We start from the raw sequence: 22,161 nt of genomic DNA, 5'->3' as shown, positions 1-22,161 counted from the left end.
TCAGGTCCGCACGAGGATGCCGTTGTGGGCGAGGTAGGCCTTGAGCCGGGGGATGGGGAGGATGCCCTCGTGGAAGAGGGTGGCGGCGAGCACGGCGTCGGCGCCGTGTTCGAGGGCCTCCAGGAAGTGGATCTCCAGGCCCGCGCCGCCGGAGGCGATGAGGGGGATCGGCAGCTCCGAGGCCCGCTCCAGCAGCTGGATGTCGAAGCCCGCGCCGGTGCCGTCGCGGTCCATGGAGGTGAGCAGGATCTCGCCGGCGCCCAGCTCGTTCAGCTCCCAGAGCCAGTCCAGGGCCGCCCGCTCGGTGGGCTCGGTGCCCCCCTTGAGGTAGACGCGCCAGCCCAGGTCGGCATCCCGCTTGACGTCCACCGCGGCCACCACGCACTGGCGGCCGAAGGCGTCCGCCAGTTCCGTCACCAGCGCCGGCCGCTGTGCCGCCGCCGTGTTCACGGCCACCTTGTCCGCCCCGGCCCGGAGGAGGCGCTTCGCGTCATCCACGCAGGAGACGCCGCCGCCGACGGTGAAGGGGATGCTCAGTTCCCGGGCCACCTCGCGGACCCAGGCCTCGCGGGTGCCCCGGTTCTCCAGGCTGGCCGAGATGTCGAGGAAGACCAGCTCGTCCGCGCCCTCCAGGTCGTAGCGCCTGGCCAGGTCCACGGGGTGGCCCAGGTCCCGGAGGTCCTTGAACTGGACGCCCTTCACCACGCGGCCGAGCTTCACGTCGAGGCAGGGGATCACGCGCTTGGCGGGCATCAGGCCGCTCCTTCCAGGGCCGCCCGGGTGGCGGGATCGTCCAGGGGGAGCACGCCCTCCAGGAGGGCCTTGCCGCTGATGGCGCCGACCACCCCCGGGATGCGGGCCAGGGGCGCGAGGTCGCCGAGGGCGCGGAGGCCGCCGGAGGCCTGCACCCGGAAGCCCTCCTTCGCCACCTGGGCGACGGCGTCGAGGCCCGGTCCCTCCAGGGTGCCGTCGCGGCCCACGTCGGTGACGAGGGCCCGATCGAAGCCCAGCACCAGCAGGGACTCGAAGACATCCGTCGAGGCGCAGGCGCTGGCCGTCTGCCAGCCGCGGGTGACGATGCGGCCGTCCTTGAGGTCCAGGGCCGCGATGAGGCGATCGCCCGGCAGCCCCTTCAGCGCCAGGGGCTGCTCCACGGCGAGGGTGCCCACCACCGCGTCGAAGCCCAGGTCCAGCACCTCCTGGATGGCGGCGCGATCGCGGAGGCCCCCGCCGAGCTGGAAGTGCAGGCCGGGGAACGTCGCCGGGAAGCGGAGGAACGCACCCTGGCGGGGCCGCCCGAAGGCGCCGTCCAGGTCCACGAGGTGGATGCGGCGGGCGCCTGCCGCCGCGAGGCGCGCCACCCAGGCCTCCGGCGCCAGGTCGTAGAAGGTGGCCTGGGCGGGATCGCCGTGGCGCAGGCGCACCAGCCGGCCATCCAGGAGGTCCAGGCTGGGGATCAGTTGCATGGGGCCTCCGGGGTCGGCGCGGCGGCGCCCATCCAGGCCAGGGCCGACTGGAGCAGGAGCAGCCCGGCGGGGCCGGACTTCTCGGGGTGGGGCTGGAAGCCCATGACCGTGCCCCGGGCCTCCACGGCGGAGAACGGGCGCCCGTGGCGGGCGGTGTAGACGGTCTCCCGGCCCGGGTCCAGGGCGTAGCTGTGGACGAAGTAGAGCCAGGCGCCCTTGGCGTCGGGCAGCCCGGGGTGGGGGATGTTCGGCTGGATCTGGCTCCAGCCCATGTGGGGCACCTTCACCCCCGGTCCCAGGCGGCGCACGATGCCGGGCAGCAGGGACAGTCCCGTGGCGCGGGGCGCCTCCTCGCTGCCCTCCGCCAGGAGCTGGAGGCCCAGGCAGATGCCCAGGAGGGGGCGGCCGTCGGCCACGAGGCCGGGGATCTCCCGCCACCAGCCCCGGTCGCGCAAGGCCTTCTGGGCGGCTTCGAAGTGGCCCACGCCCGGAAGCACGAGGGGACCGGTTTCCGCGCCCTGGTCGGGGCGCTCGGCCCGCACGTACTCGAGGCCCAGCCGGTCGAGGGCCCCCTCCAGGGAGGCCAGGTTGCCGGCGCCGTAGTCGATGAGCGTGATCATGCCGACAGGGTCCCCTTCGTGGAGGGGATCCCGCTCCCCTCGAGGCGGACGGCCCCGCGCAGGGCCCGGGCGAGGGCCTTGAAGAGGGCCTCGACCTTGTGATGGGTGTTCACGCCCCGCAGCAGGTCCGCGTGGAGGGCCAGCCCGCCCCGCATGGCCAGGGCGATGAAGAACTCCCGCACCATCTCCGTCTGGAAGCCGTCGCCCAGCACCACCGGCGGCAGGTCCGCATGGAATTCGCACCAGGGCCGGCCGGAGAGGTCCACCACCACCCGAGCCAGGGCCTCGTCCAGGGGCACGTAGGCGTGGGCGAACCGGGCGAGGCCCGCGCGGTCGCCCAGGGCCTCCTTCAGGGCATCGCCCAGGCAGAGGCCCACGTCCTCGACGAGGTGGTGGCTGTCCACGGGCAGGTCGCCCTCCGCCTCGATCACGAGGCCCAGCCCGCCGTGGCGCGCCAGCTGCATCAGCATGTGGTCGAAGAAGCCCAGGCCCGTGCGGATGCGGGTCTCGCCCCCATCCAGGGCCAGCTGGAGGCTCACTCGGGTCTCGGCGGTGCGGCGTTCGATGGCGGCGGTTCTCATGCGGGCTCCCTCGTCAGCATCGGCAGCAGCTCGCGGAGGCTCGCGAACTGGACATCCCCGGGCGCCGCGAAGCGGTCCCGGTCCTCCCCCAGCGCCGCGAAGCGCCAGGCGATCTCGGGCCGCAGGGCCGCCGCGGCCCGGAGGCAGCGGGCGTCGTCCACCGTGTCCCCGGCGAAGACCACCTCCTCGGACCGGAAGGCGTCGGCCAGCTGGAGCAGGCCCGCGGGCTCCGGCTTCCGCAGGTGCGGCGCGGCATCGCAGACGGCGGGCAGGCGGAAGCCCAGCACCCGCCAGGCGAGATCCAGCTCCTCCGGCGGACGGCCCGTGAGCACCGCCAGGTCCCAGCCGGTGGCCTCCAGGTCCGCCAGGGCCACCAGGGGCTTCTCCAGCTGGATGGTGTCCGCGTAGTGGCGCTGGACGGCGATCTGGGCCTCCGGCTCCAGGGCGGCCATCCGCGCCTCCAGTTCGGGGAGGCCGCGGCCATCGGCGGCGGTGAGCAGCGGCGCAAGGTCGCGGTCCCCGTGGATTTCGGCCAGGGCCAGGGCTCCGGCGGCGAGGCGGAAGTCGTTGTTGAAGCCGCCCAGGCGCTTGAAGGCGCGGTACGCCCCGTCGGACCAGGGCAGGGCCGGGCGCAGGTCCGCCAGGGCGCGGGCCACGGCTTCCATGAAGCTGCGGTCCGCGTCGATGAGCACGCCGTCGATGTCCAGGGCCAGGAGCCGCCGCCGCGGCCGGGGCGCGGGCGGCGGCAGCGTCCCGCCCAGGGCCCGGGCCACGCGGGCGGTGGCGGGCTCGTCGCCCACGGTCATGCGCGCCGCGTCGGCGGACGCCAGGCGCCGCACCTTCAGGCCGGCGGCCTCCAGGGAATCGGCGGGGTCCGGGGACACCAGGAGGAAGTTGGCTTCGCTGGGGGCGGCCCGGTGGGCGGGCAAGGCGGCGGCGAGGCGCTCCCGGCGTTCCGGCAGGGCGCGCACCGTGGCCTCGAACGCGGCGGCGAAGTCCAGGGCCACGTCCAGGGCCTCCAGGCTGGCGGCGGGCAGGGAATAGGGGAGCTGCAGGGCGGCCAGCTTCCCCACCAGGATCGGATCGCCGATCAGGTAGCCGAGCCGCCAGGCGGCGGAGGCCAGGGCCTTGCTGAAGGTGCGGAGCAGCAGGAGGTTCGGGTAGCGGTCCACCGCCAGCCGGTGGGTGGCGGGAGCGAACTCGGCGTAGGCCTCGTCAAGCACCACGAGGGGCGGCCGGGGCCGGGCGGCGGCGGCCGCCAGCAGGGGCTCGAGCTCCGCCGGCGGGATCCAGGCGCCGGTGGGGTTGTTGGGGAGGGTGAGCCAGAGCTGCCGGCAGTCCAGGGCCGCGAACCAGGGGGCCAGGGGCAGGCCTTCGCCCACGGGCACGGTCCGCACGCGGCCGCCGTGGCGGCGGACGAGCAGCGGATAGAGGCTGAAGCCGGGATCGGGGATGCCCACGGTGTCGCCGGGCTCCAAGCCCGCCATGGCCACCAGGTCCAGCAGGGCGCCGGAGGAGGGGCCCAGCAGCAGGCCGCCTTCGGGCGCGCCCATCCGCCGCCGCAACCGTTCGGTGAGTTCCCCCTGGCGCTCGGGGTACTGGTGGAAGGGGAGCCGGGCCAGCCGCTCCAGGAGGGCCGCCCGGGCAGCCGGGGGCCAGTCCGTGGGGGCCTCGTTCATGTGGAGGCGGACGCCGCCCTCCGGTTCCGGGGGACGCCGGTAGGCGGGCAGATCGTTCAGGTCGGGTCGGAGGAAGGTCATGGGGGGCTCGAAATCAGGGTAGGCGAAGGCGAGGCTTCCGGGGATCACGGAGCGGCGTCGGGCACGGTGGGAAAAACCGCGCCCTAGGGGTGATGGTGGCGGAGGTCGGCGCTGCGGCCGTGGTGGGGCAGGCCCTCGGCCTCGGCCAGCCGGTTCACCCAGGGGGCCATGGCCCGGGCGTCCGCCGGGGCCAGGGCCAGGAGGCTCTGGCGCTTGAGGTAGGTGGCCACGCCCAGGGGGCTGGTGTAGCGGGCGGTGCGGCTGGTGGGCAACACGTGGTTGGGACCGGCGCCGTAGTCCCCGAAGGCCTCGGCGCTGGCGCTGCCGATGAAGACTGCGCCAGCCGCCGTGAGGGCGGGGAGCCAGGCTTCCGGATCTCCCACGCAGAGCTCCAGGTGCTCCGGGGCCCAGGCCTGAGCCAGGGCGATGGCCAGCTCCTTTCCGGCGTGCACGAGGCGGCCGTGGCGGGCGAGGCTCTGGGCCAGGATCTCGCGGCGCGGGGAGGCCTCCGCCCGGGTGGCGAGCTCGGTGGCCACGGCCTCCAGCAGCGTGCGGTCCCCGCTGACGAGGACGGCGGCGGCATCGGGATCGTGCTCCGCCTGGGCCAGCAGGTCCTCGGCCACCCAGGCGGGATCGGCGCTGCCGTCGGCCAGCACCAGGAGTTCCGTGGGACCCGCCAGGGCGTCGATGCCGCAGACGCCCAGGAGCTGGCGCTTGGCCTCGGCCACGAAGCGGTTGCCTGGGCCCGCCACCAGGTCCACGGCGGGCTCACCGTAGGCCAGCCAGCCCAGGGCCTGGGCGCCGCCCATCGGGATCAGTTCCTCCAGGCCCAGCTCCGCGGCGCAGGCGAGCACGAGGGGATCCACGCCCCACGCGCCGGGCAGGGTGGGCTGGGGCCGGGGCGGGGTCACGCCCACGATCCGGCCGACGCCGGCCACCTGGGCGGGGATGACGGTCATGGCCAGGGTGGAGGGATAGAAGGCCCGGCCGCCGGGGATGTAGACGCCCACGGTGCCCAGGGGGCACCAGCGCTCGCCCACCGTGCCGCCGCCGGGAAGGGGGAGTTCCAGGTCGTGGAGGCAGGCCCGCTGGCCCTCGGCGAAGCGGCGGACGTTCCCGATCATCACCCGCAGGGCCGCCATGAGCTCCGGCCGCTCCCGGTCGAGGCGGGTCCGGGCCTCCGCAAAGGCGGTGGCGGAGACGCGGAGCGCGGCGGGATCCAGTCGCACGCCATCGAGCCGTTCGGTCCAGTCCAGGGCCGCGTCGAGGCCGCGGCTGCGCACATCGCCCAGGATGGCCGCGACCGTCCGCCGGGTGTCTTCTTCCGTCTCGCTGCTCCTGGTCAGGGAGGCCACCCACCGGGGCAGCTCCGCCCGGTCCGTCAGGTCAGCAATGGGGATGAAGTAACACCTGTACACCTCTCGGGTGAAGGGAACAGCTTGCCAGCGGGAACCGTACCCCGCAACCGGGAATCAGGCCGGCTGGGCGACCGGGGACTGGGAGGACTGGAAGAAGAATCGGACGTTGGCAGGCACGGCTTCCTCGGTCCACTCCCAGCAGCTGGGGTCGGCGAGGATGGCCTGGGTCAGCCCCACGTGCAGGGCATGGCCGGCGGCGTGGGCCTCCACGAGGCCGAGCATCGGGGCGCCGAGCAGGGCGAGGTCGCCCACCAGGTCGAGCATCTTGTGGCGGACGGCCTCGTCCTCGAAGCGGAGGGACTCGTTCAGGGGGCCTTCGTTGCCGAAGACCACGGCATTGTCGAGGCTGCCCCCCAGGGCCAGGCCCCGGGCGCGCATGGCCTCGATCTCCTGGGCCAGGCAGAAGGTGCGGGCGCCCCCCAGTTCCCGGCGGTACTTCTCCGGGGTGAGGCTCAGCTCACGGCTCTGGCGGCCGAGGGCGGGCACCGGGAAGTCGATGGTGTAGCGCAGGCGCAGGCCGTCGAAGGGCGAGACGCGGATCCAGCGGTTCCCCTGCCGGACTTCCACGGGCCGGGTGATCCTGAGGAACCGGCGGCGGCCCTCCAGGGTTGCCACGCCGGCCTCCAGGATGGCCTCCACCCAGGGACCGGCGCTGCCGTCCAGGATGGGCAGCTCCTCGGCGTCCACTTCGATGCGGAGGTGTTCGATCTCCAGGCCCATCAGGGCGGAGAGGAGGTGCTCGATGGTCTGCAGCCGCACGCCGTCTTTCACCAGGGTGGTGGAGAGGACGAGGTCGCCGGCCAGGGCCGCCTTCACGGGGAGCTCGGTGCCAGTGGGCAGGTGGACGAAGCGCAGGCCGGTGGGGGCCTCCACGGGCACGAGTCGCACCGTGCAGGGCCGATTGCCGTGCAGGCCGTGGCCCGAGATCGTGATCTCACGGCCGAGGGTCTGGGGCTGTACGCTGCGGGGCATGGAAGGTCCTCGCAAATCCCCAAGCCAGTTTCATGCCGTTTTGCTATCCAAATCATTTCATGGTTTGGATAGAGATGAAGAAGGCCGGATTGTGGGTCCAGCCACCACACACCGTGGTTGGCGGTCAGCGGGGCAGGGCCCGCTCCCAGTCCTCGGGGGTGGTGAGCTTCAGGTTGGAGCTGGGGCTGGGGATGATCTTCACGGCGAGGCCCAGCCGCTCCAGGAGGGCGACATCGTCCGTGCCGGTGAAGCCGGCCTCCTCGGCGGACCGGAAGGCCTGGCGCCAGGTACCCAGCCGCGCGATCTGGGGGGTCTGGGCCCGGAAGAATTCCTCGCGGGGCTCCGTGCGCAGCACCCGGCCCTCGGCATCCACCCGCTTCAGGGTGTCGGTGGAGGGCTCCCCGAGCAGGACGCCGTCGTACTGGTTGAGGGCCTCGAGGGCCTCCCAGAGCGGGGTGGCAGGCGGAAAGGGCCGGACGGCGTCATGGATCATCACCGGCGCCATGGGCAGGTCGGGAAGGCTCTGGAGGGCCGCCCACACGGAGGACTGGCGGGTGTCCCCGCCCTGCATCACCCAGCAGGGGACCGGAAAATCCCAGGACTTGGCCTCCGCGAGATGGGCGGGTGGGACGGCGAGGGCGATGCCGGCCAGGTGCGGCATGCCCGGGGCCAGGAAGGCCTCGACGGTGGCCCGGAGGAGGGGGCGTCCCCCCCAGTCCCGGAACTGCTTGGGCAGGCCGCCCCCCATGCGCAGGCCCCGCCCCCCGGCCGGGATGACCAGGAAGGGGCGCTGGGGATCAGCGGCGGCGGGTGATGAAGGGTTCGACACCACGGTCCTTCAGGAGTTTGGCGAGCTGCTCGGCGGCCTTCTCGGCATCCTGCCGGTTGGTGTAGCTGCCCACGCGGACGCGCTTGACGGAGATCCCCCCCCGGGTGAGGGCATCCTGGGTGGTGACGGGGCCGAAGGCATCCTCAAGCTGGTCCTGGAGAGCCTTCACATTCTCGGGATTCGACAGGGCGGCCACCTGTACCACATAGGGATCCATCCGGTCGAGGGCGGGGTCCAGGGCAGCGGGGGCGCCCAGGGCGTCCACGCTGCGGATGCGGACCCGGGCCGTCCCCTGGTCCGAGAACCCGAGTTCCTCCGCGCCCTTGCGGGAGAGATCCAGGATGCGCCCCTTGATGAAGGGACCCCGGTCGTTCACCCGGAAGATGCCGCGCTTGCCGTTCTCCAGGTTGCGCACCTCCACCAGGCTCCCGAGGGGCAGGGTCCGGTGGGCGCAGGTGTACTTGTCGGGATCGAAAATCTCCCCGCTGGCCGTCGGCCTGCCGGAGAATCCATCGTCATCGCCGCCGTACCAGCTGGCCATGCCCTCCTCGACGAAGGCCCGGTCGCCGGGCTGCTGGGGCGGACCGCTGAGGCCGGTCCGGCGGGCGGTGAAGGTCTCGGGGGGCCGGGTGCAGTGGAGGGTGAAGGCCAGGGACACCAGCACCGCCACCTGGGGCGCGCCCAGGCGCGTGCGCCGGAGGAAGCCGCCCGATCCAGGCGCCACGGGAACCGGAGGGTCGAAGGCCACGTGGATCTCGTGGATCCAGTACGCAGCGGCCTTGCTCCAGTTGGTGGGGTGGAAGGGGGACAGCAAATGGACTCCAAAAGATCTGGGGGGCCTGGTTTAAGGGCACCCCCATATACATAGAAAGTATGATCTTTTCTCGTCCGATTGTAAAGAGCTTGAAAATGCAATAGCGATATATTCAGCGATCGCAGAGCTTATCTTTCGACGGGATCTATTGCCGGGAGGGGATCTCGGCCACCCGGAAGGGCTTCGGGCGGTTGCCTTCGGCCAGGAAGGGGGCCGGGAGGCGCCGGGCGGCGCGCAGCGCGGCCGCCTCCGACCGGTATTCTCCCAGGAGCACCTGGTAGCAGGTGCGTCCGTCGCGCATGGTCATGGGCAGGAGGAAGAGATCCGGCTCCTGCTTCCGGAGGAGCTCGGCGGCGTGCTGGACCGTGGCGCCCTGGCAGGCGATCTCCAGACGGAGGGTCCATTTCCCGCGGAGACGCTTCCGGTGGGCCTCGCCCTGGGCCAGGGCCAGCTTCCAGGAGCCCGCCGTGATGGCCTTGAACCGCTCCTCCCGAGAGGCGGGGGCCACCTCGCGGGCCTGGGTCTTCGGCTCAGGCTTGGCCTCGGGCTTGGGCGGTTCGGGCTTGGCCTCGGAGGGGGATGGGGCGGGGGGCTCGGGTTGGGGAGCTGGTGTCACAGGGGCAGGTGTGCCGGCCGGGGTGGGAGCAGCCGGGGCCGGAGCGCCCTCGGTCTTGGGAGCAGGAGTGGATTTCCGCCCCGGGCGGTGGACGTACCGGAAGCCACCCCAGGCCCCGAGGATGAGGGCCAGCACGGCGCCCAGGGCCAGGGCCCGCCGGGAGGGGGGCGCGGGCGGCGGCGCGGGGGGTTCGGGCAGCTCGGTGGTCCCCGAGGCCTCGTGGTGGATGCGGAGGGGCTGCTCCGGGCTGGCCACCGGCACGGAGAGGGGCTCCGGCAGGTCGGGCGGCTCGGGAAATTCCGGGAGGTCGTCCAGCTCCGGGAGGTCGGGGAGCTCGTCGTCGGGGCCCAGCTGGTCGAGGGCCTCGGACAGGTGCTCCAGGTTGGTGGTGGGGAGCTGGCTGGCGTGGATCTCGGAGAAGAGCGAAGGCTGGGGTTCCGACGGGGGCTCCGGCAGGGCCGGGGTCAGGGGCGGCTGGGCCGGCTCCAGGGCCATTTCCAGGGCCCGGCGGTCCAGGGGCGGGAGCTCGTGCAGGCGGGCCCAGCCGATCTCCCGCAGGAAGAGGGCGAAGGCCCCGAGGCGGAAGGGCTCAACCCCGGATTCCCGGCTCAGCTCCAGCAGGGTCCGGCTGCCGTCCAGGAGGGCCGGGAGGCGGGACAGGTCGGGGGGCAGGGTGAGCTCCTGGAGTCGGCGGCCCTCCAGGACCACCACCTGGTTCAGGGGGCCCAGCTCCTCCAGGACCGCCTCGCGGTTCCGGAGGTTCAGGACGCCCGACAGCAGCATCAGGGGGGTGTCGAAGGGGAGGCGGACGGTCGTCGCGTCCAGTTCCCGGGCCTCGAAGGCGGGCTGGTTCTCGTCGTCGGCCAGGGTGGCCCACACCACCCGTTCCACCTGGGCCCGGGCCACGTCCAGCAGGTCCCGCTGGGTGATGAAGCCCATCTCGATGAGGTTCTTGCCGATGGACATGCCGGGGTTGAGGTTGGCCAGGGCGTAGTCCAGCTGGGCCTGGGTGATCCGGCCCCGCTCCACCAGCAGGTGGGTGAGCCGGTCCAGGGGGTGGGTGCTCCCGGCGAAGACCACATCGCCGTGCTCCAGGTAGACCGTCCGCTGGGGGTCCTGGCCCAGGCGCCAGAGGCCCGTGGCCTTCTGGCGGTGGCGGGCGAACAGATCCTTGAGGGCGGGGAGGCTCATGAGACCGTCCATCGCTCGAGCTTCAGTTTGCCGACCTTCACCAGCAGCGACTGGCCGGGCCGGAGGACCAGCCGGACCGAGGGGTCCCCGGCCTTCTCCCCATCCAGGCTCACGGCGCCCTGGGCGATGAGCCGCTCGGCCTCCTTGCGGCTGCCGGCCAGCCCCCGGTCCACCAGGAGGCGGGCCAGGGGGACCTCGCCGTCCGTGGGCGGGAGGGCGATGTCGGGGGCCTCCTCCAGGCTCCGCTCCGAGAACCGCCGGATCCAGCGCTCCTCGGCTTCCCGCCCGGCGGTGGCGCCATGGAAGTCCGAGACGATCTGGCGGGCCAGGGCCTTCTTGGCGTCCATGGGGTGGCCCTGCTTGAGGGCTTCGATCTCGGCGGGGAGCTTGTCCGTCAGGAGCAGGTACCAGTCCCACATCAGGGTGTCGCTCACGCTCATGGCCTTGCCGAACTGGGTGTCCGGATCCTCCATGAAGCCGATGTAGTTGCCCAGGGACTTGGACATCTTCTCCACGCCGTCCAGGCCCAGGAGCAGGGGGACCGTGAGCACGACCTGGGGCTTCTGGCCCGAGGCCTCCTGGAGGATGCGGCCCTGCATGAGGTTGAACAGCTGGTCGTTGCCGCCCAGCTCCACGTCGGCCCGGAGGGCCACGGAATCGTACGCCTGGGTCAGGGGGTAGAGCAGCTCGTGCAGGGCGATGGGCTCCCGGGCGTCCATGCGCTTGGCGAAATCGTTGCGCTCCAGCATCTGGGCCACGGTGAACCGCGAGGTGAGGCGGATCCAGTCCTCGCCCTTCAGCTCCCCCAGCCACTCGCTGTTGAAGCGGACCTTCGTCCGTTCGGGATCGAGGATCTTGAAGACCTGGGCCTTGTAGGTCTCGGCGTTGGCCAGGACCTCCTCCCGGGTGAGGGGCGGGCGGGTGGCCTTCTTGCCGGTGGGGTCGCCGATGAGGCCGGTGAAATCGCCGATGAGGAAGGTGACCTCGTGGCCGAGCTTCTGGAACTGGGCCATCTTGCGGATCAGCACACCGTGGCCCAGGTGCAGATCCGGGGCGGTGGGATCGAAGCCGGCCTTGATGCGGAGGGGCCGGCCCTCCTTGAGCTTCGTTTCGAGCTGTTCCGCCTTGTGGCAGGTCACGGTGCCCTTCAGGAGCAGGGCGAGGGCATCGTTTACTGGATCAGAAGCGGCGGCCATGCCTGCATCTTGGCGGAAAACGGCCGCAGGCTCAATTGGAGGCTGGATGGACCTCCACTTCGAGCACGCGGCGGGGAGCGGTATCCCCGGGTTTCCGGGAGCGGTCGAAGGTCACGGCCACGTCGGGTCCGTCCTTGGGGCGCCAGCTCACGCGCACCTTGCCGCCGAATTGCGAATTGATCTGGATGCCCTCGTGGCCCTGGAGGAGCTCGGGCGTGAGCTCCGGGGCGGAAGGAAGGCCCGGCTGCCAGGCCTTGGCCGCGGCCAGGAAATCGGCCTCCTTCGGCCAGGTGGCGGCCAGGTCGGGATTGGCGGCGTAGAGCGCGCGACATCCTTCGGCGGTCCGGAGCTGCTCCACCACGGCGCGGAAGTCCTCCCATTCGGGCCGGATGCGGTCGATGGCGAAGCCCAGCACCTGCTTCTTGAACCCGTTCGGGTCCTTCTTGAGCCGATGGGCCAGGTACATGCCGCCCCCCACGCAGGTGGCCATGGCCAGGACGGCCACCACGCCGCAGCCCAGGAGCACCTTGGCCCAGGTGGGCATTCCCACCTTGGTGGGCTTCCCGTATCCGTCGTTGTCCCAGGAGGAATCAGCCATGGGGGGCTCCTAGAGGAGGTTGCTGGCCAGCTCGGCGAGCTTGCTGCGCTCGCCCTTCATCAGGGTGACGTGGCCGGAGATGTCCAGGTGCTTGAAGTGGTCCGCCAGGAAGCTCAGGCCGTTGGTGCTAGCGTCCACGTAGGGGTTGTCGATCTGGTGGGGGTCGCCGGTGAAGACCACCTTGGTGCCCTCGCCGGCCCGGGTGAGGATGGTCTTCACCTCGTGGGGCGTGAGGTTCTGGGCCTCGTCCACGATGAGGAACTGGCTGGGGATGCTCCGCCCGCGGATGTAGGTGAGGGGCTCCACGCTGAGGTACCCGGCCTCCTCCAGCTGGGCCGCGGTCATGGTGGTCCGCCGGCGGGCGTCCATGTTGGCCGCCACGATGAACTCCAGGTTGTCGTAGATGGGCTGCATGTAGGGGCGCAGCTTCTCGCCGATGTCCCCGGGCAGGTAGCCCAGGTCCCGGCCCATGGGCATGACCGGCCGGCTCACCAGCAGCTTGTGGTAGCGCTCGTCGTCCACCACCTGCTGGAGCCCGGCGGCGATGGCGAGCAGGGTCTTGCCGGTGCCGGCCTTGCCGAGGAGGGTGACCACCTGGACTGCATCATCCAGCAGGAGGTCCATGGCGAACTGCTGCTCCCGGTTCCGGGCCTTGATGCCCCAGGGCGGGGCCTCCAGCCGTCGCAGCGGATGGAGCAGGCCGTCGGCGGCCATGAGCCGGCCCAGGGCTGTGTGACTGGGATTGGTGCGGTCCACGAGGGTGACGAACTGGTTGGGCTCCAGGTGCAGTTCGGGGTCGGGCTGGAGGCCGCCGTCGTAGAGGAGGTCCACCTGGGGCGGATCCACCTCCCAGGTGCGGTGGCCCGTGTAGAGCTCGTCCATCTCCACCCGGTCCGTGGTGTAGTCCTCGGCCTGCACGCCGATGGCGTCCGCCTTTATGCGCAGGTTCGTGTCCTTGCTGATGAGGACCACCCGCTCCTTGAGCGTGTGCAGCAGTTCCCGGGCGCAGGCCAGGATCTGGTTGTCGGCCTTGTGCTTGTCAGCGGAGAGGATGCCGAGGTCCAGGCTGTGGGCGGCGACGTCCACCTTGAGCGATCCGCCGCCCTCCAGGGGCACGCCCCGGCTGAGGCTGCCATTGGCCCGGAGGCGGTCCAGCATGCGGGAGACGGTCCGGGCGTTGCGGCCCACCTCGGTCTGGTCCTTCTTGAAGTGGTCCACCTCCTCGATGACCACGATGGGGATGACCACATCGTGTTCCTGGAAATGCAGGATGGAGTTCGGATCGTGCAGGAGGACGTTCGTATCCAGGACGAACACCTTCTTGCTGGATGGTGGGACCAAGTGACCTCCTGGTTTGGCCGGAGCCTACCACCAAGCGCCCGGGGGTGCACGGCTAGGCTTTGCCCGGTTGCCGGTGGGAAGATGACCCATCCCCCGGAGGCATGTCCGATGAGGTTCGCACCCATGGTCCTGGCACTCAGCACGGCCCTTTCCGCCCAGACGCCACCCGCCTATCCCCAGACCCGGAAGGATGCGGTGGTGGACGACTACTTCGGCACCAAGGTGCCCGATCCCTACCGCTGGCTCGAGGACGACAACAGCGCGGAGACGAAGGCCTGGGTGGAGGCCCAGAACAAGGTCACCTTCGGCTACCTGGAGCAGATCCCGGAGCGGCAGGCCATCCTGGCCCGGCTGACGAAGCTGTACGACTACGAGAAGTACTCCGCACCCTTCCAGCAGGGGGGGCGCTACTTCTTCACCTACAACAAGGGCCTGGAACCCCAGGCCAAGCTGTACTGGACCCAGGGCCTCAAGGGGGAGCCCAAGGTCCTCCTGGATCCCAACACCCTCTCCAAGGACGGGACGGTGGCCCTGGCGGGCCTGAGCGTCACCCATGACGGCACGCGCATCGCCTACGCCCTGGCCGAGGCGGGCTCGGACTGGATCACCTGGCACGTCCGCGACGTGGCCAGCGGCAAGGATCTCCCCGACCTGATCCGCTGGTCCAAGGCCAGCGGCGCCAGCTGGCGGCGGGACGGCAGCGGCTTCTACTACAGCCGCTACGACGCACCCAAGCCCGGCGACGCCCTCAAGGGCATCAACCAGAACCACCAGGTGTTCTTCCACAAGCTGGGCACCTCCCAGGCCGAGGATGTCCTCGTCTACAAGCGGGCCGACCATCCCGACTGGTACCTGGGCGCCAATGTGACCGACGACGGCCGCTGGCTCGTCATCAGCGCCGGCAAGGGCACCGACCCGAAGACCAGCCTCTTCATCCAGGACCTCTCGAAGCCCGGCACGAAGGTCGTGCCGCTGCTGGAGGCCATGGATGCGAGCTATGCGGTCATCGGCAACGACAAGGACACGTTCTTCGTCCTGACCGACAAGGACGCCCCCCGCTACCGCCTGGTGGCCATCCGGCCGGGCCATGCCCAGCCCGCCCAGTGGAAGACGCTGATCGCGGAAGCCAAGGGGCGGGACGTCCTCGACGGCGTCTCCTTCGTGGGCCACCAGTTCGTGGCGAACTGGATGCATGACGCGCACACCCGCATCACCTTCCATGACCTGAAGGGCCGGGAGGCCGGCGAGCTGAAGCTTCCCGCCCTCGGCACCGCCAGCGGCTTCGGCGGCGAGCGCGGGGACAAGGAGACCTTCTACGCCTTCACCAGCTTCACCTATCCCTCCGCCATCTACCGCTACGATTTCCGGACCCGGAAGAGCGAGGTGTTCCGGGCCCCGAAGGTGGACTTCGACCCCGCCGCCTATGAGACCAAGCAGGTCTTCTACCCCAGCAAGGACGGCACGAAGATCCCCATGTTCCTCACCTACAAGAAGGGGCTGAAGCTCGACGGGACGAACCCGACGCTGCTCTACGGCTACGGCGGCTTCAACATCTCGCTCACCCCGTCCTTCTCGTCCACCCGCGTGGCCTGGCTGGAGATGGGGGGCGTCTACGCCATGGCCAACCTCCGCGGCGGGGGGGAGTACGGCATGGACTGGTACCATGCGGGCCGGCTGCAGAACAAGCAGAACGTCTTCGACGACTTCATCGCCGCGGCCGAGTGGCTGATCCGCGAGAAGTACACGAGCACGCCGAAGCTGGCCATCCAGGGCGGCAGCAACGGCGGCCTGCTCGTCGGGGCCTGCGAGACCCAGCGGCCGGACCTCTTCGGCGCCTGCCTGCCTGCCGTGGGCGTCATGGACATGCTGCGCTTCCACCTGTTCACCCTGGGCTGGGGCTGGAAGAGCGACTACGGCAGCAGCGAGACAAAGGAGGGCTTCGACACCCTCATCAAGTACAGCCCGCTCCAGAACATCAAGCCGGGCGTGAAGTACCCCCCCACCCTCATCACCACCAGCGACCACGACGACCGGGTGGTGCCGGCCCACAGCTTCAAGTTCGCCGCCACGATGCAGGCGGACCAGGCCGGCCCGGCGCCCATCCTCATCCGCATCGAGACCCGCGCCGGCCATGGCGCCGGGAAGCCCACGGACAAGATCCTGGCCGAGATCGCCGACGAGTACGCCTTCCTGGTGAAGAACCTGCACATGACGGTCCGCTGAGGCCCTCTCCCCGACTGTGCCCACCCCGGTTCTCCGGGGTGGGACGCTGGTCACAATTTTGGGGATTTGACGCAAGTTCTTTATGTGTAACGTTTGTTTTTGCTTTAGACCGGGGTCCCGTCGGCCGATACAGCTTCCAGTGACTGCCCTGAAGCGGTTTCAGGACAGCCCTGAGGAGACGAATCGATGAAGCTGGTCACCCTTCTGTCCGCTGCCGCCCTGCTCGCCGCCCCCCTGACGGCGGGCGACTACGACGCCCTCGGCAAGGCCATCAAGCACACCTGGCCCAAGTGCGGCACGATCGCCGTGGTCTGCGATGCCTCCGCCAGCCACGGCGCGGTGGAATCTCTGGCCGACGCCCTGCCCGGCGTGAAGCTGATGGTCGTGGACGTCAAGGGGCCCCAGGAGGTCGGCAAGGCCGTGGCCACCCTGGGTTCCCGCCGACCCGACGCCGTGGTACTGCTGGCCGGTGATCATGTGGCCGGCGACGGCAGCAGCGCCGCGTCCTTCCTCATCCAGCGCATGGCCGCCGCCAAGGTGCCCACCGCCGCCACCACGGAGCAGGGCGTGAAGCAGGGCGCCGTCATGGGCGTGGGCCCCGGCACCGGCGGCAAGCTCCTGGCCAACGCCAAGGCCGCCAGCGCCACCGGCGCCGCCATCCCCCAGGGCGCCGTCCAGCTCTAGGATCCGCCCTCCCCGACAGGCCAGGCCCACCGGAGCCTGGCCTGTCGGCTGTACGGACCTACTGGGCCTCGATGGCCTTGAGCAGGGCGGCGTCCTTGGGCAGCTGGCCCACGTCGGCCAGGCGGGGAACCAGGCGCTTCCAGAAGGGCTCGGCGGCGAAGACCCGCTTGAAGAGGGGCAGGGCCTCGTCCAGCTTGCCGCTGGAGGCCAGGGCCACGGCCTGCCAGAAGGGCATCTCCCAGACGCCGGGGGCCAGCTTGGACGCGGCCTCGTAGGCGGCCTTGGCCTCGGCCCACTTGCCGGCGGTCACGAAGCCGTCCCCCTGGTCCATGAGGATGTAGGCCCGGCGCAGCTGGATGAGGCGGCCCAGCTCCCTCAGGGGATCGGGGCTGTCCTCCACCCGGAGGTCGAAGAGCCGGTCGTTCCAGGGCTGGCCCGAGGCCTTGCCCTTCACGATGAGGATGGCCGCGCTCTGCTGGCCACGGATGTCGCCGCCCTGGGCCTGGGCGGCCCGGAGCGCCGCCAGCATCCGGTCCGCCAGGTCGCCCTTGGCCTCGCGGAAGGCCCTGGCCATGGCCGGCCAGACCGTCGGCTTGTCCATGAGGTTGGCCTCCACGGTGAACCCGTCGCCCACCTCGTCCCCCGCGGCCTGGATGCACTTCGCGCCCGTGTGGGCCGCGGACCGGCCCTGGGCGTCCACCATGGCCACCTGGCGCACCTCCCGGTCGGGATCCCCGGCCAGCAGGGCCTTCAGGGCCTCCGGTGCCGACTTGCCCGCCCGCATGAGGGCCAGGCCCATGGCGCCGTAGGTCGGATCGGTGAAGCTCTGCGTGGCCACGGCCCCCACACCGGCCTCGGCCCAGGGCACCGACGAGCCCACGGAGAACCAGTGGCTCTGCACCGCCACGCCCAGCTCCCCCGTGGCCGCGTCGCGGGCCACGATGGAATAGGTGTGGACGGGGCGGCGGGGGACTTCACCCGCCTGGGCGGGAAGCACCAACGGCAGGAGGGCGAGGGCGAGGAGGCGCATGGGGGCTCCGGGCGGGAGGGGAGGGACCCCCATCCTACCCCCCGCGGCCTCCCATGGCGCTGCCGACGGCGGCGAAGCACGTCGCTCCATTCCGTGGCACCGGTCCGGGGCCGGTTCAGGCGGACGGAACGGCGCCGGCCGTCGGGATCTCCATCACGAACACGCTTCCCCGGGGCGGGTTGTCCTCGACCCAGATCCGCCCTCCGTGGGCCTCGGCCACCAGCTGGCAGAAGGCCAGGCCGAGGCCCGACCCGGAGCGGGTGCTCGGGCCCCCCTCCTCGAGGCGGACGAACTTCCCGAAGATCTGTTCGCGCATGGGCTCGGGGATCCCTTCCCCCTGATCCCGCACCGCCAGGCGCACGCCGCCTTCCACGGGCCGGGCTTCGATCCGGGTCTGGCTGCCGGAGGGCGAGTATTTCAGCGCGTTGTCGACGAGGTTCATGAGCACCCGCCGGAGGAATTCCGGATCCGCATCGACCGCGAGCCCGGTCGGACACTCCCAGGCCAGGCCATGGCCCCGGCTCTGGGCCTGGGCCTCCACTTCCCGGATCAGCCGGGGGATCCAGATGTCCAGGGGGACCTGCATCCTGCGCAGTTCCAGGCCGACCTGCTCGGCCCGGCCGATGTCCAGGATGTCCTGGATCATGCGGCCCATGGCCTGGGCCGTTTCCCGGAGCCGGTGCAGGTGGGGCCTGGAGGAGTCGGGGGCCTGGTCCCCATCGTCCAGGAGCTCCAGACCCACCTGGATGGCCGAGAGGGGATTCTTCAGGTCGTGCACGATGAAATGGAAGAGCTGCTCGCGCTGCTTCTGGAGGTCGAGCAGGCTGTCCCGCTCGGCCCGGATCTCCGCCTGGAGCCGCTTGAGGCGCATGAGGCTGCGGATGCGGGTGATCAGTTCCGCCGGCATGACGGGTTTCCGGAGGAAGTCGTCGCCCTTGACCCGCAGCGCCTGCGCATGCATTTCCGGGCGTTCGTCCCCCGTCAGGAAGATGATGGGCAGCAGTTCCCCGTTGGGCAGCTCGCGGATCCGGCGGCAGACCTCCAGTCCATCCATGCCCGGCATCTGGATGTCCAGGAGCACCAGTTCCGGCTGGAAGGAGGGGAGCAGCGCCAGCGCCTCCTCTCCGCCCTCCGCCGTCTCCACCGTGTAGTAGCCGCGCTCAAGCATGGCGCGGACGCTCCGGCGGGACAGGGCGTCATCATCCACCACCAGGATCCGGGCGCCATGGTCCGCGCGGCGGAAGACTATGGGTTCACCATCCATCACTGACCCCAGAAGGCGGTTTGGAAACGTTTGGAAAGGCCTTGTGTTGGGTCCATCAGATGGGGAAAAAAATATAAGTCAAGGAGAAAGGGCGGACGTGCAGGATCGAGGGCCGAACGGTAGGCGCCGGGCGCAAACTCGCGCCGGGCCCGCGGTTCAGCGGACCCGGCAGCATCCTTGCGGGGGTGCCCCTATCCCTTCACCACCCCATCCACGTACACCCAGCGCCCGTCCTCCCGGGCGAAGGTGCTGGTCTCGATGTGGAGGGAGCGGCGGCCGTTGGCCTGGAGGCTGGCGTGGAAGGTGACGATGCCTTCCGTGTCCTCCGGGCCCCCCTTCTGCCGGGCGACGATCTTGAGGCCCACGCACTGGACGGACTTGCAGTACTGGACCAGTTCCTCCCGGTTCTCGCTGCTCCGCTTGTCGGCGCTGCGGGTCGCGATGAGGTAGTCCACCTTCCCCAGGGCGTAGGCGCTGAACCGGGAACGCATGAGCTGCTCGGCGGTGGCGGGGGCCTGGGCCCCCTCGATGAAGGGGCCGCAGCAGCGGTCATAGGTCTTGCTGGAGGCGCAGGGGCAGGGTCTGGACATGGGTCCTTCCGATAGATTTCACACTCAGCATTCTAAGGCGCTCCACGAAGGGCACGAAGACGCCCTGCGGGCGACGAAAGATCACGAAGCCTGCCGAAAGCGATCAAGCGAGTCGCCCTTGGTAGAAGCCTTCCTTCGTGATCTTGTCCTTTCGTATTCGTGTTCTTCGTGGAGGTCTTTGAACGGGGGCCTGGGGATCAGCGGGTCTCGATGCCGGGGGCGATGGTGACTTGGAACTTCTGCTGGGCCTTGGCGGCGCCCAGGGTCAGGGTGGCGGTGTAGGTCCCGGAGGGGATGAACTTGTGGGCCCCCAGGCCGCCGTAGGGGGTGAGCAGGTTCCCGGTGGGCCGGAGGTTCCAGGCCACGCGGCCCAGGCCTGGGGTGCGGGGCAGGGTGAAGGTGGCCACGGGCTGTCCCTCGGCGTTGGCGATGGAGAGGCTCGGGGTCTCGTCGCCCAGGTCGCGGAGCCAGTAGGTGAGCAGCGCGCCCTCCGGCGGGTTCGCGCCACGGTAGTGGCCCGCGCCGGCGGACTCCACCCACCCGTTCAGCAGGTACGAACCCTCCGCCGGCCGCACCGGGAAGAGGTCCAGGGGCTTGGCGGCGGTCTCCGGGGTGAGGGCCTCCAGGGGGGCGATGTCGTCCAGCACGTAGAGGCTGCGGCCGTGGGTGGCGAGGACCAGGTCGTGCTCCCGGGGCTGGATCTGGATGTCGTCCACGGCCACGGGGGGCAGGCCGCCGAACTTCGACCAGGAGGCCCCGCGGTCCAGGCTGGCGTAGAGCCCGGCCTCGGTGCCCGCGAACAGCAGGTCGGGGTTTGCCGGATCCTCGCGGACCACCTTCACCGGCACGTCCGGGGGCAGGTTCGCCGCGAGGCTCTGCCAGGTGAGGCCCCCGTCGGCGGTGCGGTAGACCAGGGGCGCATAGAGGCCCGCCCGGTGGGCATCCACGGCCAGGTAGGCGACCTTCGCGTCGCGGGCGCCGGGCTCGATGCGGCTGATCCACTGCCCCCGGGCAGGGGCGGGCACGTGGGCGGTGAGGTCCGTCCAGTGGGCGCCATCATCCTCGGTGATCCAGAGCTTGCCGTCGTCGGTGCCGGCCCAGAGGAGGCCGGCCCTCGCCGGGGATTCCGCCAGGGCGAAGACCACGCCGAAGGTCTCGGCGCCGCTGCCGGTGGCGGTGGTCTTCCCCGGATCTTGGGTGGAGAGGTCGGGGCTGATGAGGGTCCACTTCTCGCCGTGGTCGGTCAACCGGAAGACCCGGTTGCCGCCCAGGTACAGCACGCCCTTGTCGTGCCGGCTGCCGAAGAGGGGCGCGTTCCAGTTGAAGCGGAAGGCGGGCTGGCCCTCAGCGGGGCTGGGCTGGAGGGGCTTGAATTCGCCCGTGCGGAGGTTGAACCGGTGCAGCGAGCCGCCCTGGCTCTCGGCATAGAGGAGGTTGGGGTCCTGCGGGTCGAACACGCAGGAGAAGCCGTCGCCGCCGCCGATGGGGGTCCAGTCGGTGTTGCGGATGCCCTCCTTGGAGAGGGTCCGGCTGGGGCCCACCCAGTTCTCGTTGTCCTGGAGGCCCCCGGCGATGCGGTAGGGCGTGCTGTCGTCGAGGGTGATGCGGTAGAACTCGCCGGCCGGGAGGTGGTCCAGGTGGATCCAGTTCTGGCCGGCCTCGTAGCTCTGGTACACCCCGCCATCCGTGCCGAGGAGCAGCCGGGAGGTGACCGGCGGATGGGCGGGCTCACCGGCCTTGGGCACCTCGGCCTTCGGCGGATCGGCCTTGGGGAAGGCCAGGGCGTGGCAGTCGGGGTGCACGTGCTTGAAGAGGTCCTCCCGGAAGGTGCGGCCGCCGTCATCGGAGACATGCAGCATGTAGCCGGCCACGTAGACCCGCTGGGGGTTCACGGGATCGATGCGGATCTGGCTGAAGTAGAAGGGACGGGGGTTCAGGGCGTTCATGCGGGTCCAGCTTTCGCCGCCGTCCTCGGAGCGGAAGACGCCGCCCGCCTTGCTCAGGACGTCATCGATGCCCGCCGTGCCGCCCTGGTCGCTCTGGACCACGGCCATCACGACCTTCGGGTTGCTGCGGGACACATCCAGGCCGATGCGCCCGGTGAGCGTGGGCAGGCCCTTCGTGAGCTTGTGCCAGGTGGCGCCGCCGTCGGTGCTCCGGTAGATCCCGCCCACGTCCTGGCCGTCCGAGGCGGCCGCGCCGTAGGTGAAGGACCAGGGCGTGCGCTGCCGGGCGTAGAGGGCGGCGTAGAGGGTGTCGGGATTCGCGGGATCCATCGCCACGTCGCCGCAGCCCACGCGGGTGTCCAGCGCGCCGGGGGCCTTCAGGACGGCCTTCCAGGTCTTCCCGCCATCGGTGGTCTTGAAGAGGCCCCGCTCGCCGCCAGGGGTCCAGAGATCGCCCATGACCGCCACGTAGGCCGTGGCGGGATCCTTCGGGGACACCACGACGCGGGGGATGGCCTTGCTGTGGGCGAGACCCACGTGGGTCCAGGTGGCGCCGGCATCGGTGGAGCGGTAGACGCCGTCGCCCCAGCCGGAGCTGTTGCGGTCGTTGGCCTCGCCCGTGCCCACCCAGACCACCTTGGGATCGGAGGGCGCCACCGCCACGGCGCCGATGGAGGCGACGGATTGCTTGTCGAAGATGGGCGCGAAGGTGGCGCCCGCGTTCACGGTCTTCCACACGCCGCCGGTGGCCAGGCCCACGTAGAAGGTGTCGGGGTGGACGGGATCGGCGGCGAGGTCCGACACCCGGCCGCCCATGACGGCCGGGCCGATGCTGCGGGCCTTCAGGGCCGCGAGGCGGGCGGCGTCCACGGCCGGCCCCTGGGGCTTCGGCGCGGGCACGGGCGCCTTGGCCTTCTGGCCGGCCAGGAGGGAGGCGCAGATGAACAGGGCGGACAGCAGTCGCGGGATGCGGGCGGGCATGGACACCTCGTGAGGGGGAGCCGCCAGCTTACCGCAGGTGA

The 22,161-nt window shown here is 71.0% G+C and carries 19 protein-coding genes; 2 read left to right on the top strand and 17 right to left on the bottom strand.

What is annotated here, in order from left to right:
- The 13 genes from hisF to QSJ33_RS03705 form a co-directional block, all read right to left on the bottom strand.
- A complete protein-coding gene (gene hisF / locus QSJ33_RS03765; RefSeq protein ID WP_285723065.1) occupies nt 1–753 on the bottom strand; it encodes an imidazole glycerol phosphate synthase subunit HisF in 753 nt (250 codons plus the stop codon).
- Nucleotides 753–1,466, bottom strand: a complete 714-nt coding sequence (locus QSJ33_RS03760) for a 1-(5-phosphoribosyl)-5-[(5-phosphoribosylamino)methylideneamino]imidazole-4-carboxamide isomerase (RefSeq protein ID WP_285723063.1) — start codon at nt 1,464–1,466, stop codon at nt 753–755. The genes hisF and QSJ33_RS03760 overlap by 1 nt, the downstream gene beginning before the upstream one ends.
- Nucleotides 1,457–2,086 (bottom strand): imidazole glycerol phosphate synthase subunit HisH, encoded by a 630-nt coding sequence (hisH, locus tag QSJ33_RS03755; RefSeq protein WP_285723061.1) that lies wholly within the window; start codon nt 2,084–2,086, stop codon nt 1,457–1,459. Before hisH ends, QSJ33_RS03760 begins: the two co-directional genes overlap by 10 nt.
- The gene (hisB, locus tag QSJ33_RS03750) at nt 2,083–2,667 is read right to left on the bottom strand and encodes an imidazoleglycerol-phosphate dehydratase HisB (protein WP_285723059.1); all 585 of its coding nucleotides are present in this window, start codon (nt 2,665–2,667) and stop codon (nt 2,083–2,085) included. Before hisB ends, hisH begins: the two co-directional genes overlap by 4 nt.
- A complete protein-coding gene (locus QSJ33_RS03745) occupies nt 2,664–4,427 on the bottom strand; it encodes an aminotransferase class I/II-fold pyridoxal phosphate-dependent enzyme (RefSeq protein ID WP_285723057.1) in 1,764 nt (587 codons plus the stop codon). Before QSJ33_RS03745 ends, hisB begins: the two co-directional genes overlap by 4 nt.
- 83 nt (nt 4,428–4,510) lie before the next feature.
- On the bottom strand, nt 4,511–5,845 hold the full coding sequence (gene hisD, locus QSJ33_RS03740; RefSeq protein WP_285723055.1) for a histidinol dehydrogenase: 1,335 nt from the start codon (nt 5,843–5,845) through the stop codon (nt 4,511–4,513).
- A gap of 54 nt (nt 5,846–5,899) precedes the next feature.
- Nucleotides 5,900–6,817: a UDP-3-O-acyl-N-acetylglucosamine deacetylase gene (lpxC, locus tag QSJ33_RS03735; RefSeq protein ID WP_285723053.1), complete on the bottom strand. Its 918-nt coding sequence runs from the start codon at nt 6,815–6,817 to the stop codon at nt 5,900–5,902.
- Nucleotides 6,818–6,941: 124 nt separating this feature from the next.
- The gene (locus QSJ33_RS03730; RefSeq protein ID WP_285723051.1) at nt 6,942–7,646 is read right to left on the bottom strand and encodes an IspD/TarI family cytidylyltransferase; all 705 of its coding nucleotides are present in this window, start codon (nt 7,644–7,646) and stop codon (nt 6,942–6,944) included.
- The gene (locus QSJ33_RS03725; protein ID WP_285723049.1) at nt 7,615–8,460 is read right to left on the bottom strand and encodes an SPOR domain-containing protein; all 846 of its coding nucleotides are present in this window, start codon (nt 8,458–8,460) and stop codon (nt 7,615–7,617) included. The genes QSJ33_RS03730 and QSJ33_RS03725 overlap by 32 nt, the downstream gene beginning before the upstream one ends.
- Nucleotides 8,461–8,605: 145 nt before the next feature.
- Nucleotides 8,606–10,267 (bottom strand): cyclic di-GMP-binding domain-containing protein, MshE-related, encoded by a 1,662-nt coding sequence (locus QSJ33_RS03720; protein ID WP_285723047.1) that lies wholly within the window; start codon nt 10,265–10,267, stop codon nt 8,606–8,608.
- Nucleotides 10,264–11,463, bottom strand: a complete 1,200-nt coding sequence (tyrS, locus tag QSJ33_RS03715; protein WP_285723045.1) for a tyrosine--tRNA ligase — start codon at nt 11,461–11,463, stop codon at nt 10,264–10,266. Before tyrS ends, QSJ33_RS03720 begins: the two co-directional genes overlap by 4 nt.
- 31 nt (nt 11,464–11,494) lie before the next feature.
- A complete protein-coding gene (locus tag QSJ33_RS03710) occupies nt 11,495–12,061 on the bottom strand; it encodes a hypothetical protein (protein ID WP_285723043.1) in 567 nt (188 codons plus the stop codon).
- A 9-nt stretch (nt 12,062–12,070) separates the two neighbouring features.
- Nucleotides 12,071–13,402, bottom strand: coding sequence for a PhoH family protein (locus QSJ33_RS03705; RefSeq protein ID WP_285723041.1), 1,332 nt, complete (start codon nt 13,400–13,402; stop codon nt 12,071–12,073).
- A 108-nt stretch (nt 13,403–13,510) separates the two neighbouring features.
- Between QSJ33_RS03705 and QSJ33_RS03700 the strand changes: the two genes are divergently transcribed.
- Together QSJ33_RS03700 and QSJ33_RS03695 are read left to right on the top strand one after the other, a co-directional pair.
- The gene (locus QSJ33_RS03700) at nt 13,511–15,625 is read left to right on the top strand and encodes a prolyl oligopeptidase family serine peptidase (protein ID WP_285723039.1); all 2,115 of its coding nucleotides are present in this window, start codon (nt 13,511–13,513) and stop codon (nt 15,623–15,625) included.
- A gap of 186 nt (nt 15,626–15,811) precedes the next feature.
- Complete coding sequence (locus tag QSJ33_RS03695) at nt 15,812–16,309, top strand: type 1 periplasmic-binding domain-containing protein (protein ID WP_285723038.1); 498 nt, start codon at nt 15,812–15,814, stop codon at nt 16,307–16,309.
- A 58-nt stretch (nt 16,310–16,367) separates the two neighbouring features.
- Here QSJ33_RS03695 and QSJ33_RS03690 read toward each other — a convergent pair whose 3' ends face one another.
- The 4 genes from QSJ33_RS03690 to QSJ33_RS03675 all read right to left on the bottom strand — a co-directional run bounded on the left by QSJ33_RS03690 (nt 16,368) and on the right by QSJ33_RS03675 (nt 22,120).
- Nucleotides 16,368–17,339 carry a DUF1028 domain-containing protein gene (locus QSJ33_RS03690; protein WP_285723036.1) on the bottom strand — a complete coding sequence of 324 codons (972 nt, stop codon included), beginning with the start codon at nt 17,337–17,339 and terminating at the stop codon, nt 16,368–16,370.
- 115 nt (nt 17,340–17,454) lie between these two features.
- Nucleotides 17,455–18,603, bottom strand: coding sequence for a hybrid sensor histidine kinase/response regulator (locus QSJ33_RS03685; protein ID WP_285723034.1), 1,149 nt, complete (start codon nt 18,601–18,603; stop codon nt 17,455–17,457).
- Between the two features lie 191 nt (nt 18,604–18,794).
- Nucleotides 18,795–19,193, bottom strand: a complete 399-nt coding sequence (locus QSJ33_RS03680; RefSeq protein ID WP_285723033.1) for a YchJ family protein — start codon at nt 19,191–19,193, stop codon at nt 18,795–18,797.
- Nucleotides 19,194–19,390: 197 nt separating this feature from the next.
- On the bottom strand, nt 19,391–22,120 hold the full coding sequence (locus QSJ33_RS03675) for a WD40/YVTN/BNR-like repeat-containing protein (RefSeq protein ID WP_285723030.1): 2,730 nt from the start codon (nt 22,118–22,120) through the stop codon (nt 19,391–19,393).
- Nucleotides 22,121–22,161: the final 41 nt, after the last annotated feature.

This window comes from Geothrix rubra (genome assembly GCF_030268065.1).
Lineage (GTDB): Bacteria > Acidobacteriota > Holophagae > Holophagales > Holophagaceae > Geothrix > Geothrix rubra.
The sequence above is the reverse complement of the archived record's forward strand: the minus strand, read 5'-3'. Positions and strand labels throughout refer to the sequence as shown.